Source organism: Povalibacter sp., from assembly GCF_036520495.1.
Taxonomy (GTDB): domain Bacteria; phylum Pseudomonadota; class Gammaproteobacteria; order Steroidobacterales; family Steroidobacteraceae; genus Steroidobacter.
Map to the genome: position 1 here is coordinate 39,113 of NZ_DATDJO010000021.1, position 16,038 is coordinate 55,150.

General features: G+C 62.1%; 18 protein-coding genes. 6 read left to right on the forward strand and 12 right to left on the reverse strand.

The annotated features are described in order from the left end of the window. Positions 1-64: 64 nt before the first annotated feature. The gene (locus VIZ63_RS07215) at positions 65-523 is read right to left on the reverse strand and encodes a hypothetical protein (protein WP_331608862.1); all 459 of its coding nucleotides are present in this window, start codon (positions 521-523) and stop codon (positions 65-67) included. 178 nt (positions 524-701) lie between these two features. On the opposite strand from VIZ63_RS07215, the gene VIZ63_RS07220 reads away from it, so the two are divergent. From VIZ63_RS07220 to VIZ63_RS07230, 3 genes are all read left to right on the forward strand, one after another. Continuing rightward, the gene (locus VIZ63_RS07220) at positions 702-1,448 is read left to right on the forward strand and encodes an endonuclease/exonuclease/phosphatase family protein (RefSeq protein ID WP_331608863.1); all 747 of its coding nucleotides are present in this window, start codon (positions 702-704) and stop codon (positions 1,446-1,448) included. Positions 1,449-1,479: 31 nt separating this feature from the next. After that, positions 1,480-3,504 carry a 3-hydroxyacyl-CoA dehydrogenase NAD-binding domain-containing protein gene (locus VIZ63_RS07225; RefSeq protein ID WP_331608864.1) on the forward strand — a complete coding sequence of 675 codons (2,025 nt, stop codon included), beginning with the start codon at positions 1,480-1,482 and terminating at the stop codon, positions 3,502-3,504. A gap of 119 nt (positions 3,505-3,623) precedes the next feature. Further along, positions 3,624-4,685: a cyclic nucleotide-binding domain-containing protein gene (locus VIZ63_RS07230; protein WP_331608865.1), complete on the forward strand. Its 1,062-nt coding sequence runs from the start codon at positions 3,624-3,626 to the stop codon at positions 4,683-4,685. 20 nt (positions 4,686-4,705) lie between these two features. Here VIZ63_RS07230 and VIZ63_RS07235 read toward each other — a convergent pair whose 3' ends face one another. From VIZ63_RS07235 to rrtA, 11 genes are all read right to left on the reverse strand, one after another. Continuing rightward, positions 4,706-5,056, reverse strand: coding sequence for a PilZ domain-containing protein (locus VIZ63_RS07235; protein WP_331608880.1), 351 nt, complete (start codon positions 5,054-5,056; stop codon positions 4,706-4,708). Positions 5,057-5,066: 10 nt separating this feature from the next. Continuing rightward, the gene (gene holB / locus VIZ63_RS07240; protein WP_331608866.1) at positions 5,067-6,113 is read right to left on the reverse strand and encodes a DNA polymerase III subunit delta'; all 1,047 of its coding nucleotides are present in this window, start codon (positions 6,111-6,113) and stop codon (positions 5,067-5,069) included. Then, entirely contained in the window at positions 6,106-6,744 is a 639-nt protein-coding gene (gene tmk, locus VIZ63_RS07245) for a dTMP kinase (RefSeq protein ID WP_331608867.1), read from the reverse strand. The genes holB and tmk overlap by 8 nt, the downstream gene beginning before the upstream one ends. After that, positions 6,741-7,769 carry an endolytic transglycosylase MltG gene (gene mltG, locus VIZ63_RS07250; protein ID WP_331608868.1) on the reverse strand — a complete coding sequence of 343 codons (1,029 nt, stop codon included), beginning with the start codon at positions 7,767-7,769 and terminating at the stop codon, positions 6,741-6,743. The genes tmk and mltG overlap by 4 nt, the downstream gene beginning before the upstream one ends. After that, positions 7,769-8,578: an aminodeoxychorismate lyase gene (gene pabC / locus VIZ63_RS07255; protein ID WP_331608869.1), complete on the reverse strand. Its 810-nt coding sequence runs from the start codon at positions 8,576-8,578 to the stop codon at positions 7,769-7,771. Before pabC ends, mltG begins: the two co-directional genes overlap by 1 nt. Then, a complete protein-coding gene (locus VIZ63_RS07260; protein ID WP_331608870.1) occupies positions 8,575-9,942 on the reverse strand; it encodes an aminodeoxychorismate synthase component I in 1,368 nt (455 codons plus the stop codon). The genes pabC and VIZ63_RS07260 overlap by 4 nt, the downstream gene beginning before the upstream one ends. Before the next feature lie 11 nt (positions 9,943-9,953). Continuing rightward, positions 9,954-11,195 carry a beta-ketoacyl-ACP synthase II gene (gene fabF, locus VIZ63_RS07265; RefSeq protein WP_331608871.1) on the reverse strand — a complete coding sequence of 414 codons (1,242 nt, stop codon included), beginning with the start codon at positions 11,193-11,195 and terminating at the stop codon, positions 9,954-9,956. A 120-nt stretch (positions 11,196-11,315) separates the two neighbouring features. Next, a complete protein-coding gene (gene acpP / locus VIZ63_RS07270; RefSeq protein ID WP_184329849.1) occupies positions 11,316-11,558 on the reverse strand; it encodes an acyl carrier protein in 243 nt (80 codons plus the stop codon). Positions 11,559-11,708: 150 nt separating this feature from the next. Further along, positions 11,709-12,461 carry a 3-oxoacyl-ACP reductase FabG gene (gene fabG, locus VIZ63_RS07275; protein ID WP_349261147.1) on the reverse strand — a complete coding sequence of 251 codons (753 nt, stop codon included), beginning with the start codon at positions 12,459-12,461 and terminating at the stop codon, positions 11,709-11,711. Beyond that, on the reverse strand, positions 12,458-13,405 hold the full coding sequence (gene fabD, locus VIZ63_RS07280; RefSeq protein ID WP_331608872.1) for an ACP S-malonyltransferase: 948 nt from the start codon (positions 13,403-13,405) through the stop codon (positions 12,458-12,460). Before fabD ends, fabG begins: the two co-directional genes overlap by 4 nt. A gap of 41 nt (positions 13,406-13,446) precedes the next feature. Further along, positions 13,447-14,076 (reverse strand): rhombosortase, encoded by a 630-nt coding sequence (gene rrtA / locus VIZ63_RS07285; protein WP_331608873.1) that lies wholly within the window; start codon positions 14,074-14,076, stop codon positions 13,447-13,449. A 93-nt stretch (positions 14,077-14,169) separates the two neighbouring features. Between rrtA and gspG the strand changes: the two genes are divergently transcribed. The 3 genes from gspG to gspI all read left to right on the forward strand — a co-directional run bounded on the left by gspG (position 14,170) and on the right by gspI (position 15,924). Then, positions 14,170-14,634 (forward strand): type II secretion system major pseudopilin GspG, encoded by a 465-nt coding sequence (gene gspG, locus VIZ63_RS07290; protein WP_331608874.1) that lies wholly within the window; start codon positions 14,170-14,172, stop codon positions 14,632-14,634. A gap of 71 nt (positions 14,635-14,705) precedes the next feature. Beyond that, on the forward strand, positions 14,706-15,350 hold the full coding sequence (gene gspH, locus VIZ63_RS07295) for a type II secretion system minor pseudopilin GspH (RefSeq protein ID WP_331608875.1): 645 nt from the start codon (positions 14,706-14,708) through the stop codon (positions 15,348-15,350). Next, complete coding sequence (gene gspI / locus VIZ63_RS07300; RefSeq protein WP_331608877.1) at positions 15,328-15,924, forward strand: type II secretion system minor pseudopilin GspI; 597 nt, start codon at positions 15,328-15,330, stop codon at positions 15,922-15,924. Before gspH ends, gspI begins: the two co-directional genes overlap by 23 nt. Positions 15,925-16,038: the final 114 nt, after the last annotated feature.

A 16,038-nucleotide genomic window follows, 5' to 3' on the forward strand; every position in this document is an offset into this window, starting at 1 on the left:
GTGTCCGACTAAGTCGGACCCACAGCTGCTGAAGTCGTGACCACAGCGGGACGTCGGATCGACCTCAGTCCATCTTGAAATCGATGACGTCCCAGCGGGCCGTGTTTTCATGGCGGGCCTGGCGGCGGATGGCATCGACGATTTCACGCTCGTTCCATTCGATGGTTTCGTCGCCCAGCGCCTCCAGCTGAACCGGTATTTTCTGTTTTACCCCGAACGATTCGAGAACCACGATGGGCTTGTTCAGGCCCTTGGCGCAGTGCACCGCGAAATCCATGATCTCGCGGTGGCTGGCGTACATGCCGGACGGCACGACCACGATTTCCGACAGGGAGATCTGCTTGCGCAACTCGTCCTTCATGGCGTCCTTGTCAGTCACGTGCAGGCCCGGATTGCTGCAGTTCTTGTAGTAGAAGTTGTGCGAGCTCTCCAGATATTCGAACACGCGGTCGTAGTCCTCGGCTGGCTGGAAAGCATGGACGACGAAGATACGAACCGGGTTCCGCTCCGAAATACCGTTCAAGTGTCACCCCTGCACCCGCGAGACCGAGAAACGCGGCTGAATCTTAATCGAGAATGTGGTTGGGCAGCAGCCTTGAGTCCAGCGATTGCGGGTCTGGCGGACAGCTTATTACCTTGGGCCTGCTATAGAATGCGGCGCTGCGATTCCGCCGCGCCTCCGTGCCACCCTGCCGCCCCACATGCGCTTCGTCCTGTACAACATCCGGTACGCAACTGGCACTGGTCCGGCATTCCATCTGCCCATTCCCGGCGCCGGTTATCTGCGCAGCAATTCGCGGGTACTCGAACAGCTCACCGCGTACCTGAAGTCCCTCGATCCCGACCTCGTGGGTCTGATCGAAGTCGATACAGGTTCCATCCGTTCGGGCCTGGTGAATCAGGCCACGCAGATCGCCAATGCCCTGGGTCATTACTCGATGTACCAGTGCAAGTACGGCGCGGCGTCCTTCAACCAGTTCCTGCCAATCGTACGCAAGCAGGGGAATGCATTCCTGGCTGCGCCTCGCGTCGAAGGCGAGCGGTTCCACTATTTCGAAACCGGGATCAAGCGGCTGATCATCGAGCTGGAACTGGAGGATTGCGCCATCTTCCTGGTGCACCTGTCACTCAAGTTCCGGCATCGCCACGACCAGCTGCGACATCTGCATGAACTGGTGAAACGCGCGACCAAGCCGGTCATCGTGGCGGGTGACTTCAATACGTTCTGGGGCGATCACGAGATCTACCTGTTCATGGAGGCATCGGGACTCAAGAGTGCCAACCGCACCGGCATGCCCTCCTATCCCAGCCGCAATCCCCGCAAGGAACTGGATTTCGTGCTGTATTCGAACGGTATCGAGATCACCTATTTCGACGTCCCGGATGTCCGCTTTTCCGATCACCGGCCGTTGATCTGTGATTTCCAGGTGCGCCGCCCAGGCGCCTGAGCGCCAGACTCCACTTTGCAGTGAGGACGCCATGCCGGATACCGCCAACTGGACTTTGACCACCGATGAATCGGGTGTCGCCTGGCTCGCCATCGACAAAGCCGGCGCCTCGGCCAACAGCCTGTCGCGCGCTGTCATGGAAGAGTTGAATGCGCACCTCGACGCTCTGCATGCCTCGCGACCCCGGGCCCTGATCATCACGTCAGCCAAGAAAGGCGGTTTCGTTGCCGGGGCCGACATCAAGGAATTCATCGGCATCCAGTCGCCGGATGAGGCCTACGCGATGATCCGACAGGGCCAGCAGGTGCTGGACCGTCTGGAATCGCTGCCCTGTGCCACCGTGGCGGCGATCAATGGCTTTGCGCTCGGCGGCGGGCTTGAACTCGCACTGGCCTGCAAATTCCGGGTCGTTGCAGACGATCCGTCGATCACGCTCGGATTTCCGGAAGTGATGCTGGGCGTTCATCCCGGGCTGGGCGGCACCGTCCGCGCCGTTCGCCTCGCCGGACCGATCGCTGCAATGGATCTGATGCTCACGGGGCGCACGCTGCGGCCGCAGAAGGCGCTGCAAATGGGGCTCGTGGATCGAATTGCACCACCGGCGCAGTTGAATCAGATCGCCAGAGAAATCGCACTAGATCCTCCTCCGCAACGCGGCGCGAGCCTGAAAAACCGGCTGCTGAATCTCGCGCCGCTCCGGCCGATTCTGGCGGGTCAGATGCGAGCGCAGGTAGCGAAGCGCGTGCGGCCAGAACATTACCCGGCGCCCTATGCGCTCATCGACCTGTGGCAGGAACACGGCGGCAAAGGTCCGCAGGCCTACGAGGCTGAAGCGCGCTCCATGGGGCAGCTTCTGTGTACCCCGGCCTCGCGCAATCTCGTCCGCGTGTTCTTTCTGCAGGAGCGGCTCAAATCCGCCGGCAAGTCAGGCGCAGAACCGGCGAAGCATGTTCATGTCGTCGGTGCAGGTGTGATGGGCGGCGATATCGCCGCGTGGTGTGCCGCACGCGGCATGACGGTCACTCTGCAGGACCGCGAACTGAAATACATCACACCGGCGCTCGAGCGCGCCAAGGCATTTTTCGACAAGCGCTATCCGGACGCGACCAGGAGCGCGCAGACGTTTGCACGACTGAAGGGCGATGTCGAAGGCGCAGGCGTACCCGATGCGGACGTCGTCATCGAGGCCATCTTCGAGAACCTCGAGGCGAAGCAAGAACTCTATGCCCGCCTCGAGCCTCGCATGAAGCCTGCCGCGGTGCTCGCGACCAATACCTCGAGCATCGTGCTCGAACAGCTGTCGGCCAAACTGGCGAATCCGTCGCGCCTGATCGGTCTGCACTTCTTCAATCCCGTCGCACGCATGCCGCTGGTCGAAGTGATTCGCGCGCAGACGAGCGATACGAGCGTGGTGCAACGCGGCTCCGCGTTCGCCCATCAGATCGACAAGCTTGCGATCACGTGCATGAGTTCGCCGGGTTTTCTCGTGAACCGCGTGCTGATGCCTTATCTCAGCGAAGCCATTCGGGCAGCAGAGGAAGGCATTCCGCTCGCGTTGATCGATCGCGCTGCGGAAGACTTCGGCATGCCGCTGGGGCCCATCGAACTCGCCGACGTCGTGGGCCTGGATGTCGTGATGAGCGTGGGCAAGGTGTTTTTCCAGTCCGGGCAGATGACGGCGCCCGCGGTGCTGCAGACGCGCTTCGATCAGAAGCAGTTCGGCAAGAAAACGGGCGAAGGTTTTTACAAATGGCAGAACGACAAGCCGCAGAAGCCCGACGCGTCAGGCCAGCAGGCGCCGGCGGATCTTCAGGATCGTCTGCTGCTGTCGCTGGTCAATGAAGCGGTCGCGGTATTGCGCGAGAAGGTCGTGGACGATGCCGACCTCGTCGATGCGGGCGTGATCTTCGGCGCCGGCTTCGCCCCGTTCCGGGGCGGTCCGCTGCAATACGCGCGCGAGCGCGGCGTCGATGCGGTCGTGACGCGACTCAAGCAATTGCAGCAAGCGCACGGCGAGCGTTTCGCACCCGATCCCGGCTGGGATGCCGTCCGGTAGCCGCGGTGACGCGCGCTACGAAACCGTCGGAATTCCGGTGAAAAACACTGTGTTACCATGCTTTCGCCCGTGCAACCACGGCGCACCTTCCCGGTCGATGCAGGTATTGAAGTAAGCCGATGGAGAGCAAAACGCTCGAACTGAGTCTGTTGCGATCGTTCTCACCGCTCGATGGCCTGAAGACCGAGAACCTGCATTCCCTGTCGCGTAAAGCCGCGCTACGCGAACTGCCGGCCGGCCGGATGCTATTCAAGGAAGGCGACTCGGATAAGCGCACCTTCTATCTCGTGAGCGGCGTCCTCGAGCTGATGCAGAACGGCCGCACGGTGCTCATGTTGCGCGGCGGTTCACCCGAGGCCCGCAATCCGATTGCTCCGCAGCTCCCGCGTCGCTACGGCGCGCGCGTGGTTTCCGACCGCATCGAGTATCTGGCCATCGACAGCGACATGCTCGATGTCATGCTGACCTGGGACCAGACGGGTAGCTACGAGGTCGGCGAACTCAAGCATGAGGAGAATCAGCCGGCCTCAGACGACTGGATGACTACTCTGCTGCAGACGAAGGCGTTGCACCGGATTCCGCCCGCGAACATCCAGGCGATTTTCATGCGCCTGCAGCGCATGGATTACAAGGCCGGCGAAACAGTCATCCGCCAGGGCGATGAAGGCGATTACTTCTATGTGATCGTGAAGGGCACGTGCGCCGTGGTTCGCGAGACTCCGCTCAACAAAGCGGGAATCAAGCTTGCCGAACTGAACATGGGCGATACCTTCGGCGAGGAGGCCCTGATCTCCGACGCCAAGCGCAACGCAAGCGTCAGCATGATCACCGACGGCACACTCATGCGACTCGGCAAGGAAGACTTTCGTACGCTGCTGAATGAACCGATGCTGCAATGGGTCGATCTGGAGCAAGGCAAGGCCCTGGTGGACCGCGGCGCCAAGTGGCTCGACGTGCGCCTGCCAAGCGAGTACGAGAACTATCACATGGAGGGTGCGATCAACCTGCCGCTGTATTTCATTCGCCTGAAGCTGAAATCGCTGGATCGCGATACGCACTACGTCGTGTGCTGCGACACGGGTCGGCGCAGTTCGGCGGGCGCCTATATTCTTTCGGAGCGGGGATTCCACGCCTCCGTGCTTCGAGGCGGACTGCAGGCGGCGGACGTCGCCAGGAAGTAGAGGTAGAAGTAGGGGCGTCGTTACATCGTGTGCGTCGGCTTATCGCCGCCGAGCGCGCCAGCCAGGTAGCTTTCGATCTTGCGCTGCGTATTGCCGCGATCCTGATCGCTGAACTGCACGCCGATGCCCGCCGTGCGCTTGCCCTGCGCGCCTTTCGGCGTCATCCAGATGACGCGGCCGGCGACCGGAAGCTTTTCGTCTTCGCCCATCAGGTTCAGCAACATGAAGACCTCGTCGCCGAGTCGATAGTTGCTGTTCGTCGGAATGAACAGGCCGCCGTTTTTCACGAACGGCATGTAAGCCAGGTACAAGGCGCTCTTGTCCTTGATCGTCAGGGTCAATAACCCTGGCTTGCTCGTGGGCTGCCGCATCACCATCCGGTCACTTCCTCAGTTCCTGGGGGGGCGGTCCGATGACCTGCAGCACCGCTATCAGGAGTGATTCCATAGCCAGTTCGCGCTGCAGGGCCGTGCGGGCCAACTGCGCCTTGAGAGCGCGAATCTGGTCCACTACCCCGTAAATTGCACTTATGTTCAACGTGGCAGGCAGACTTGGCAAGTGCGCCGATCTCGCAGGGAACGTGAACAGATCGGCAGTTCCACCAATTCCCATGCGGGCGACCGAAGTCAGCCACAGATCCAGCCAGGTCAGGCGGTTCGGCAGCTCCGGCAGTTCGTTCTTCTTGGTCCACTCGGCTGCGACGTGCGTCACATCGACCCGGCCCGCAACGAGTGCCCCGAGAGCCCCCTGCATGTCCGAATCCAGCGAGGAAAAACGCCCGTCAGCGAATTCGCGGGCGCGCAGCGGCGCGTTGCCGGTGAATTCGATCAGCGCCGGATCCGCTGCGGCGCCGGTTTCGGTCTGCAGCCATTGCAGCGTTTCTGCGGCACTGGGACTGCTCAATGTGATCTTCTGGCAACGACTGCGAACCGTTGGCAACAGCGACGATGGCCGCGACGTGATCAGGATCAGCAGGCTGTTCGACGTCGGCTCCTCCAGAGTCTTGAGAAGTCCATTGGCTGCCGCGACCGTCATCTGATGTGCCGGATCGACGATGGATATCTTGTAGCCCTGCCGATAGCTGGTCTTGGTGAGGCGCGTCGTGGCATCGCGAATCTGATCGACGGAGATGAGTTGCTTGTCTTCTTCGGGGCGCACCCAGAAATAGTCAGGGTGCGTGCCAGCCGCGATCAGCAGGCAGCTCGCGCACTTGCCGCAGCGTTGCAAAGTCTCCGTCGACGTTTCGCAGAGCACGGCCGCAGCCAGCCACGAGGCCAGTTCGCGCTTGCCGAGTCCTTCCGCGCCCTGCAACAGGATCGCGTGCGGCAGACGACCCGCAGCCCACGCGCCTTTCATCTGTTCGATGACGCTCTCGTGCCAGGGATAAAGCCGTGGTAACGGCGGTGGTATGAATGTGTTTTCAGCCATGACACCGACTCTCGATCGCCGAACGGATCGCCATCGCGACCGCGTCTCGGTCGGCAGCGGCATCGATCACGGCAAAACGTTCAGGTTCCTGTCTCGCGCGCTCTAGATACGTGTCACGCACGCGTTCGAAGAAGGCGCGCTGCTCGCGCTCGAATCGATCCACCGTGCCGGTTGCAGCGTTGCGGTTCTGCGCACGCGCGGACGTCAGGTCCAGCGGAGCATCGAGTAACAGCGTCAGATCAGGTCGCAGATCGCCCTGGACCAGTCGTTCCAGCACTGCAATTTGCGCCTTATCCATGCCGCGGCCGCCGCCCTGGTAGGCATAGGTCGCATCGGTGAAGCGATCGCAGATCACCCACGTACCTTTCTCCAGCGCCGGCCGGATGACATTGTCGAGATGACTGGAACGTGCGGCAAAGACCAGCAGCAACTCACACAGGGGCGGCATGGGTTCGCTCGTGTTCTCGAGCAGCAACTCGCGTATGCGTTCGGCTCGCGGCGTGCCCCCGGGTTCGCGTGTGAACAGGACATCGCGACCAGTCTGTGCAAGCCACTCGCGCAGCGCGGTGAGTTGCGTCGATTTGCCGACACCCTCTCCGCCTTCGATCGTGATGAATTTAGCGCGGGTCATTTCGACGTTTTCTGTTGACGCAATCGGCGCAGGTATCGTTGCACGGCAGCGTTGTGCTCGGCCAGCGTCGCGGAAAAGTAATGGCTGCCGTCGCCCTTCCCTGTCGCCACGAAAAACAGTGCGTCCGTCTTTTCGGGTTGCACGGCGGCGCGCAATGATGCGCTGCCAGGCAGCGCGATCGGAGTCGGCGGCAGACCGGAGCGCGTGTACGTGTTGTACGGCGTGTCGCGCAACAGATCAGCGCGACGAATGTTGCCGTCGTAGTTCTCGATGCCGTAAATGACCGTCGGATCCGTCTGCAGGCGCATGCCACGCTTGAGCCGCTCGATGAAGACGCCGCCGATCTTCGCGCGCTCGCTGTCGAGCGCTGTTTCCTTCTCGATGATCGACGCAAGAATCAGCGCCTCGTACTTGGTGGCGAGCGGCAGATCCTTCGCTCGATTCTGCCAGGCTGCATCCAGTTCCGACTGCATGCGCTTGTAGGCCATTCCGAGCAGCTCCAGATCGGACGTGCCGCGTGCAAAGCGATAGGTATCCGGAAAAAACTGCCCTTCCGGATGAACGCCCGGTGCGCCGAGACTGCCCATGATGTCTTCCGACGATTTGCCGGTGAGCGTCTGTCCGATGGACTCATCGGCGGCAATGAGCCGGCGAATGTCAGCCACCCGTGAGCCTTCGATGAACGTCAGGCCGTGCAGAATGACTGCGCCAGAGCTCAACGTCTCCAGCAGGCTGCGGGGCGTCTGTCCCGGTGCCAATGCATACTCACCCGCCTTGAGGTCACCTTCGCGCTTCTTGAGTCGGGCCCACGCGATCCAGACCTGCGGATGATCCAGCCAGCCACGACGATTCAATGCGGTCGCGATAGCTCGCAGTGACGCACCCCGCTCCACTTCGAAGACCGAGGGTTCGCTGAGTCCCGCAATGGGTGTGTGCAGCCAGACGCTGGCTCGCCACGCGGCGAAACCTGCGGCAGCCGCCGCCAGGACGAACAATACGAAGACGATTCGCAGCAGGCGGCGCATCAGAGCTTCAGCGCCTGCGACAACCGACTGGACATCGGAAATGTCTGCCAGCGTCGTTCCTGCAGTTCAGCGACGGGACGAATCCCGCGTACGGCATTGGTCAGGAACACTTCGTTCGCCTCTTCGAGATCGTGCGGCCAGAGCGGCTCTTCGGTGCATGGGATTCCAAGCTCCGCGGCGACCCGCAGCACCTGGGATCGCATCACGCCACGAACACCGCTGAAGCGAAGATCGGGCGTCTGCAGCGCACCGTTGCGCACGATGAACACGTTGCTGGCAGTTGCGCTTACCAGTTCGCCTTCGGTGTCGCACACCAGCCCCTCATCGATGCCGGGGTCATGCCATTCGTTCTGCGCCATCACCTGCTCCAGGCGGTTCAAATGTTTCATGCCCGCCAGCGCGGCATTGCGGCTGAGTCGCATCTCGCACCAGCGCAACGTCAGTCCGCTGGATTCTCCCGTTGCCGGGAGAGGATGCACGCTCAGTATGCGATTGACCGGCGCCCCGGGGCTCGGTCGATAGCCGCGGCCGCCGGGGCCACGTGTGATCACGATCTTCAGAACACCATCACCGCAGGAGGCGCTCAGGTTCGCGATGTCCGCCTCCAGTGCCGACGGGACTTCGATACCCAGGCGTTCAGCGCCGGAGCGCAGACGCTGCAGATGGGTATCGAGAAAGCGGATGCTGCCGGCACGCAGCAGCGTTGTTTCAAACAGGCCGTCGCCATAGTTGAAACCGCGATCGTCGATCGATACAGCGCGACTCGGGTCGGTGATCGCCACACCGTTGTGCAAGGCCGCCCGGATCATGGCACGGCACCAGTCAGCGCTCGCAGCACGCCGCGCGCCTTCGCGCGTGTCTCCTCCAGCTCGCGTTCCGGAATCGAATCGGCAACGATCCCCGCGCCGGCACGCAGCGAAACGCTGTCGCCTCGCACTTCCAGCGAGCGAATGAGGATGTTGAAATCCATGCTGCCGTCGCGGTTCAGATAGCCGAGGGACCCAGTGTAAGCGCCGCGCGGCGCGCCTTCGAGTTCCGCAATGATCTCCATGCAGCGAACCTTCGGACACCCGGTGATCGTGCCGCCGGGAAAGACCGCGGCGAGCACCTGCCCTGGCGTCACGTCGGCACGCAACCGGCCGCGCACGTTGGAGACGATGTGATGCACATGTGCATAGGACTCGATGGTCATGAACTCATCGACATGGACGCTGCCGGCTTCACAGATCCTGCCCAGATCATTGCGCTCGAGATCGATCAGCATGACGTGTTCTGCGCGCTCCTTGGGATGCGCGTGAAGTTCCTTCGCAAGGTATTCGTCGGAATGCACGTCGCTACCGCGCGGCCGGGTGCCAGCGATCGGGCGTGTCTGGACAACGTGATCTCGGACCGACACGAGCCGTTCCGGCGATGAACTCACGATGGCGATGCCATCGAGAACGGCCAGTGCGCAGAACGGACCTGGGTTGGTATGCCGCAAACGCTGGTACAGATGCAGTGGCTGCACTCCCCGACGCAGAGACGCCTGCCAGCCCCGCGAGAGGTTCGCCTGATACACATCCCCGGCGCCGACGTACTCGAGCGCTCGTGTCACTGCATCGAGATAGCGTTGCGGGGGATCTTCGACGATGTCGCTTTCGAGCAGTGGCTGCGGTGTCGGCGCAGATCGAGGAGCCGCAGCCAGATCCATTTCGATCAGGTCGACGTTTGCTGCGTAACCCGGCTCGGCGACGATCCAGCCGCGATCGGTACCGCGTTGGTGAATGACGGCCAGCGGGATTCGCACGGCCTGCGCCACCAGGCCTGCCGATGCCGGTAATCTCAGGCGCGGCTCGATCTGCGCAGCCAGTTCGTAACCGAGGTACACCAGCCAGCCGCCGCGAAACGGCAGTGAGGAGTCATCGGACGCGGTGCGTTCGCGACTCCACCAGCGATCGAGTGCATCGAGGAACGACGCGGAGGATTCGATCCCTGCAGGCCCCGACAGGAGCAGGTCACTGTGAAGCGTGAGTCGCTCCCCCGGGTATGCAAACAGGACGTCGAAGCGGCCGAGCGGCTCGCCGGCCGCTGCGCTTTCGAAAAAGGCCGGATAACGCTCCGGGTTAGCCGCGTGCAGTCCGAGCAAGGTGGTCGGCGAGACCGTGACAGGTCGAACCGCCGACGCGGGACTCATGGCCTTTGCAATCAGATCTTGCGGAAGATCAGGCTTCCGTTGGTGCCGCCGAAGCCGAACGAGTTCGACAGGGCTACGTCGATCGACATCGGGCGCGCCGTTTTCGGCACGTAATCCAGGTCGCATCCTTCACCAGGATTGTCGAGATTGATCGTCGGTGGCGCGACCTGATCGCGAATCGCGAGCACGGAGAAGATGGCTTCCACGGCGCCCGCTGCGCCGAGCAGATGCCCGGTCATCGACTTGGTGGAGCTCACCGCGACCTTCGATGCGTGATCGCCAAAGCAGCGCTTCATCGCCAGCGTTTCGGCGCGATCGCCGAGATCCGTCGATGTCGCATGGGCGTTGATGTACTGAACATCGGCCGGGTTCAATTTCGCATCGCGCAGTGCGTTTGCCATCGCAAGACGTGCGCCCTCGCCGTCTTCGGGCGGTGCGGTGATGTGATGAGCATCGCCGCTCATGCCGAAGCCGACGAGTTCGGCATAGATATGCGCGCCGCGCGCCTTGGCATGTTCATATTCCTCGAGCGTCAACGCACCGGCGCCGTCGGACAGCACGAAGCCGTCACGGTCGCGATCCCACGGGCGGCTGGCCGCCTGCGGATCGTCATTGCGGGTCGAAAGCGCGCGCGCCTGGCAGAAACTGCCGAGGCCCAGCGGCGTGGTTGCCATCTCGCCGGCGCCGGCGATCATGACGTCCGCGTCACCGTACTGGATCAGACGTGCAGCGAGACCGATTGCGTGTGTCGATGTCGTACACGCAGTGACCGTGGCGATGTTGGGCCCGGTCAGTTTCAACTGGATCGATACGTGGCCGGAGATCATGTTGATGATGCTGCCGGGCACGAAGAACGGGGAAATCTTCTTGGGGCTGTGCGTCTCGACCCACTTCTCGTAGTTTTCTTCGATCGTGTGCAGGCCACCGATGCCCGCACCCATTGCCACGCCGATGCGCGGAGAATTCTCCGGCGTGACGCTCAGTCCCGAGTCCTTGAATGCGTCGATGGCTGCGGCAAAGCCGTAGTGCATGAACGGATCCATGCGCCGCAGTTCCTTCGCGGGCAGGTATTTCTCTGCATCGAAGCCGGCAACCGGCCCATGGAAGCGGACGGGAAAAGCACTGACATCGAACGTCTTGATCGGAGCGATGCCGCTCACGCCTCCGAGTACGTTCTTCCAGGCCTCCTCGACAGTGCTGCCGACGGGCGAAATGATGCCAAGACCGGTGATGACGACGCGTCGCTTGGACAAGCGCTTACCTCGATGATCGGCTATGCAGGAAGGAAATCGATCGGCCGGTCCGCCTTCCATAGCAGATCGATCCGGAAACCCGAAACGGTGCGCGGCGTTGATGGCCGCGCACCTGAAGGTTCAGGCCTGTGCGCGGCGTTCGGTGATGTAATCGATCGCCTGCTGCACGGTGGTGATCTTCTCGGCGTCTTCGTCCGGAATCTCGGTTTCGAACTCTTCTTCCAGCGCCATCACCAGCTCGACGGTGTCGAGTGAATCGGCGCCCAGATCGTCCACGAAGGAAGCGTCGTTGGTGACTTCTTCCTCTTTGACGCCCAACTGTTCGGCGACGATGGCTTTGACTTGCTGTTCGATACTGCTCATTGCTGTACGAGTCCTCTGTGAGACTGCTTGAAACCCTTCGAGACCGACCCTTTTATTATGGGGAGGGTCGTACGGGGGGCGTATTCTAAGTTAAGTGACTGAAGCGGCCAACATTTCCTGAAGGGACCGCATAACAACGACTTGACAACCTCAAACCATGTACATGCCGCCATTCACGTGCAGCGTTTCCCCGGTGATGTAACTCGCCTGGGGAGACGCCAGGAACGCGACGGCATGGGCTATGTCTTCAGGGGCGCCAAGACGACCGAGTGCAACCTGTGTTGCGAGTTGTTGTTGCTGTTCCGCCGCAAGTTGCGCCGTCATGTCCGTGGCGATGAACCCGGGTGCGACGACGTTCACGGTGATGTTGCGCGAACCCACTTCGCGAGCCAGCGATTTACTGAAACCAATGATACCGGCCTTGGCCGCCGAGTAGTTGGTCTGGCCGGCATTGCCCATGACCCCGACCACCGACGCGATGCTGATGATGCGGCCGCGACGGGCCTTCATCATACCGCGCAGCACGGCCTTCGAGAGACGATAAACCGAACCGAGGTTCGTATTCATGATCTCGTCCCATTCGTCGGGCTTCATGCGCAACAACAGATTGTCGCGAGTGATGCCGGCATTGTTGACCAGCACCGTGATCGAACCTTCCTTCGCATCGACTTCTTTCAGCAATGCATCGACTGAATCCTGCTGCGAGACGTCCAGCACCAGCCCGCGACCCTTGAAGCCGCCGTCGCTGAGCCACTGAGTGATCCCCTGCGCGCCGCTCTCGCTGGTCGCAGTGCCGATGACCGTCGCGCCGCGCTGCGCGAGTTCCTGTGCGATCGCCTTGCCGATGCCGCGTGACGCGCCGGTAACGAGCACGACGTCGTCGTTCATGGAAGCAGTAGTCATGCGTTCTCCCGGCATGCCTGCAGGGCGGTCTGCAATGATTCGGTATCTTCGATCGCAAGCATGGTGATTTCCTTGCTCTTTTCTATGCGGCGATTGAGGCCGGTCAACACGCGGCCTGGGCCGCATTCCACGATCACGCGCGCACCGCTGCCGACCATCGCCTGGATGGTCTGCGTCCAACGCACGGGTTTGACGAGTTGCTGAACCAGCGCCGCGCGGATGGCGTCGGCATCGCCGTGCTTGCGCACATCGACGGTATAGATGTCGCGCACCTGCGGTGCGTCGAAGCGCGTCTCCTGGAGGCGCTGCGCGAGCTTGTCCGCGGCCGGCGCCATCATCGCACTATGCGATGGCACGCTCACCGGCAACTTGATCGCGCGCTTGGCGCCACGCGACTTGAGCAGCTCGATCGCGCGATCGACTGCCGCCGCAGCGCCCGCAATGACGATCTGTCCTGGCGAATTGAAGTTGGCGGCCTGCACGATCTCGCCTTGCGCGGCTTCCGCGCAGGCAGCTTCGACATCGGCATCTTCAGAGCCAAGGATGGCGGCCATGGCGCCTTGACCTGCCGGCACGGCTGCCTGCATGGCCTGACCGCGGAATTGCACCAGTGCTGCCGCCGTTTTGAAGTCGAGAGCTCCTGAGGCGACCAGCGCGGAGTATTCACCGAGGCTGTGCCCGGCCATTGCAGCTGGCAGATCGCCGCCGTGCTTGCGCCAGACGCGCCAGGTGGCGACGCCAGCGGCCAGCATGGCTGGCTGGGTGCGTTCGGTAGCTCCGAGCAGCTCTTCGGGCCCTGCCTGGCAGAGCTGCCACAGATCGTAGCCGAGCACGTCGGACGCTTCGGCAAATGTCTCCTGCACGAGCGGCTCGGCAGCAGCGAGTGCGCTCAACATGCCAATGGATTGCGATCCCTGGCCTGGAAACACGAACGCAAACGACATCTATTGATCCTGACTGAAAAAACGGCGCGCGATTATAGCGATCAGCGTCGAAGTGACCAGCGTTGTGAATACAGGCAGATGCCGAATGCTGCGATCGCGCCACCGATGGCGCCGAACAGATGGGCATCGACGATCACCGGCATGTCGCCGGAAAGAGGCAGCGCCCCCTGCCATTGTTCCCAGACCAGCTTGCCGATCACTACAGCCGTCAACGCCAGGGCGAGAGGCTTGGTTTCGTGCCACCACCACGCGACCGCACCGGCCGCGAGCGCCCCATGGAGCACACCCGAAAGACCCACATACCACTGCAGGTGTGGCTCAAAAAGAACAAAACCGGCATCGATACTGATAATGCTGGCCAGTAGCACGATCAGCCATTGCCTGAGAGTGAAATCCCGCGGGAACAGCGCCGCAATCAGGCCGAGTCCGGCCAGATTCAATGAAAGGTGCGCAGGATTGCCGTGGACCAGATGCCCCGTGAGCAGGCGCCAATAGTCGCCAGCGAACACGGCCGCGCGCTCATATCGCATTGCAAGACGCGCGGCCTCGCCCCCCATCGCCAGCAGAACCGATATGCCGCAGAAAAGTCCAAGCAGCCAGAGTCCCTGCGTTCGACTGATAGAAGTTGCGGGCTGTAACCTGTCTGGACGGCCCTCACTCAATGCTTTCATATTGCTTTGTTATCATCCGGCGCGTTCTTGCGGGGCTATATATCGATACGCTCATACGCGCCCCTGCCTCAATGCCTACAAGGATTGCATGACATGCCTGTTTCACTTGCCTACCGCCGGACCCGATTGGCTTCCATGCGTCTGCCGAAGGGTTTCACGCTGATCGAAATCATGGTCGTGGTCGTCATCCTGGGCATTCTCGCCGCCCTGGTGGCCCCCAACGTCATTCGCCGGATCGATGATGCGCAGATAGCGAAGGCCAAGCAGGACATACGCTCCTACGAGACCGCCCTGAATCTTTTCCGCATGGACAATTTCAAGTATCCGACCACCGATCAGGGACTCGGCGCGCTGGTCGCAAAGCCAGGAGATACCTCCATCCGCAACTGGCGCGAGGGCGGTTATATCAGCGGACTGCGCAAGGATCCCTGGGGCAACGACTATCGTTATCAGAGCCCCGGCTCCCACGGCGAGTACGACATCTTCACGCTGGGCGCTGACAACGCCGAAGGCGGCGAAGGGATCAACGCCGACATCGGTAACTGGAATATAGAGTAAGAGCTGCGCCGGGCCTCCGGTGTTACTCACCGGTCCCTTCACGGCCACGTATGCCAGGCACGCACCGGCCCATGCATCTGCCCACCCGCCGCCACTTTCGACGTGGCGTCACGGGATTCACGTTGCTGGAAATTCTGGTCGTCATGATCATCATCGGGGTCATCGTTTCGGCGGCGACGTTGTCGATGGGCGTGCTGGGTCGCGACCGCGAATCCGAGGACCAGATGCAGCGCATCTGGGCAGTTCTCAAGCAGGCCCGCGAAGAGACCGAATTGCAGGGGCTCGATCTGGGCATGTTCGTGTGGGCCACCGGGTACGAGTTCCTGCGTTACGACGGTCGCGAGAAACGCTGGCTGCCCATCGAAGACGACCGATTGTTCGCGCCGCGCGCCCTGCCCGAAGGGTTGCGGTTTCGCATGTGGGTCGAATCGCGCGAGATCGTGCTGAAACCCGGTCCGGTCGATCGTTCCGACAAGGTGCAGGACGCGAAGTGGCTGCCGCAGGTCTTCATTCTCTCCAGCGGCGACATCATGCCGTTTGATCTGGCGCTGGAGCGCGATTCGCAACCGGCGATCTGGCGCGTGCTGTCGCAACCGGATACTGACCTGCGCCTCGAGCGGCGCACCGGCACCGAACCCTGGTCGCTGGTGGCGCAGACGAAACCGCCCACGGACAAGGAAAAGGACGCGCGCAATGCGAAGCAGACCAAGCGTTAGTCCTCCTCGCGATAGCACGCGTGGCTTCACGCTGATCGAAGTGCTCGCCGCGCTCGTGATCGTTTCGCTCGGCATGCTCGCGGCGATCCAGGCCATCAGCGAGACTGCCCGCAACAGCACCTACGTGCGCGATAAAACCATCGCTCACTGGGTAGCCATGAATCAGCTGACGCTGACCCGGCTGGCGCCCAACGCACCGAAGATCGACAAGACCTCCGATGAAGTGGAGATGGGCGACCGAACCTGGCGCTGGACCATGGAAGTCACGCAAAGCCCGTTGGACAGCGTGCGTCGCATCGACATCAGCGTCCGCCCGGAGGACGCCGACGAGAAATCGTCGCTGGCCTCGGTAACCGGCTTCTACGGCACGGCCATCGCGCAGCCTGGCACGACGGTCGTGATGTGGCAGGTGTCCGCCAATGAGCAGCAGGGCGGCGGTCCCGACGATGGCGACGGCGGCAAGAAAGACGATGACAAGGGTGACGAACCGCCGCCGGGCGACTCGCCGCAACCGGATCCGGACGACGAGCCCGTCGATCCGCCCATCGAACCGCAGCCGGAGGAAACGCAATGATCCGGCCGTGCGGAGAAAAGTGCCCGGCGCTCGTTGCTGACGACGTTCTGACTGGATGCGGTCGTGGTTTGCGCAGGAGCGCTGCCGCGCAAGGTTACGGTGGGAGCGGTGACT

Excerpts from the sequence above, each read along its gene's own strand:
- mltG (WP_331608868.1), bottom strand. The coding sequence starts at position 7,769 with ATGCGCCGCCTGCTGCGAATCGTCTTCGTATTGTTCGTCCTGGCGGCG.
- VIZ63_RS07260 (WP_331608870.1), bottom strand. The coding sequence starts at position 9,942 with ATGAGTCCCGCGTCGGCGGTTCGACCTGTCACGGTCTCGCCGACCACC.
- VIZ63_RS07230 (WP_331608865.1), top strand. The coding sequence starts at position 3,624 with ATGGAGAGCAAAACGCTCGAACTGAGTCTGTTGCGATCGTTCTCACCG.
- acpP (WP_184329849.1), bottom strand. The coding sequence starts at position 11,558 with ATGAGCAGTATCGAACAGCAAGTCAAAGCCATCGTCGCCGAACAGTTG.
- fabG (WP_349261147.1), bottom strand. The coding sequence starts at position 12,461 with ATGACTACTGCTTCCATGAACGACGACGTCGTGCTCGTTACCGGCGCG.
- VIZ63_RS07235 (WP_331608880.1), bottom strand. The coding sequence starts at position 5,056 with ATGCGGCAGCCCACGAGCAAGCCAGGGTTATTGACCCTGACGATCAAG.
- gspG (WP_331608874.1), top strand. The coding sequence starts at position 14,170 with ATGCCTGTTTCACTTGCCTACCGCCGGACCCGATTGGCTTCCATGCGT.
- VIZ63_RS07220 (WP_331608863.1), top strand. The coding sequence starts at position 702 with ATGCGCTTCGTCCTGTACAACATCCGGTACGCAACTGGCACTGGTCCG.
- rrtA (WP_331608873.1), bottom strand. The coding sequence starts at position 14,076 with ATGAAAGCATTGAGTGAGGGCCGTCCAGACAGGTTACAGCCCGCAACT.
- tmk (WP_331608867.1), bottom strand. The coding sequence starts at position 6,744 with ATGACCCGCGCTAAATTCATCACGATCGAAGGCGGAGAGGGTGTCGGC.
- holB (WP_331608866.1), bottom strand. The coding sequence starts at position 6,113 with ATGGCTGAAAACACATTCATACCACCGCCGTTACCACGGCTTTATCCC.
- gspH (WP_331608875.1), top strand. The coding sequence starts at position 14,706 with ATGCATCTGCCCACCCGCCGCCACTTTCGACGTGGCGTCACGGGATTC.
- gspI (WP_331608877.1), top strand. The coding sequence starts at position 15,328 with ATGCGAAGCAGACCAAGCGTTAGTCCTCCTCGCGATAGCACGCGTGGC.
- fabD (WP_331608872.1), bottom strand. The coding sequence starts at position 13,405 with ATGTCGTTTGCGTTCGTGTTTCCAGGCCAGGGATCGCAATCCATTGGC.
- pabC (WP_331608869.1), bottom strand. The coding sequence starts at position 8,578 with ATGATCCGGGCGGCCTTGCACAACGGTGTGGCGATCACCGACCCGAGT.
- VIZ63_RS07225 (WP_331608864.1), top strand. The coding sequence starts at position 1,480 with ATGCCGGATACCGCCAACTGGACTTTGACCACCGATGAATCGGGTGTC.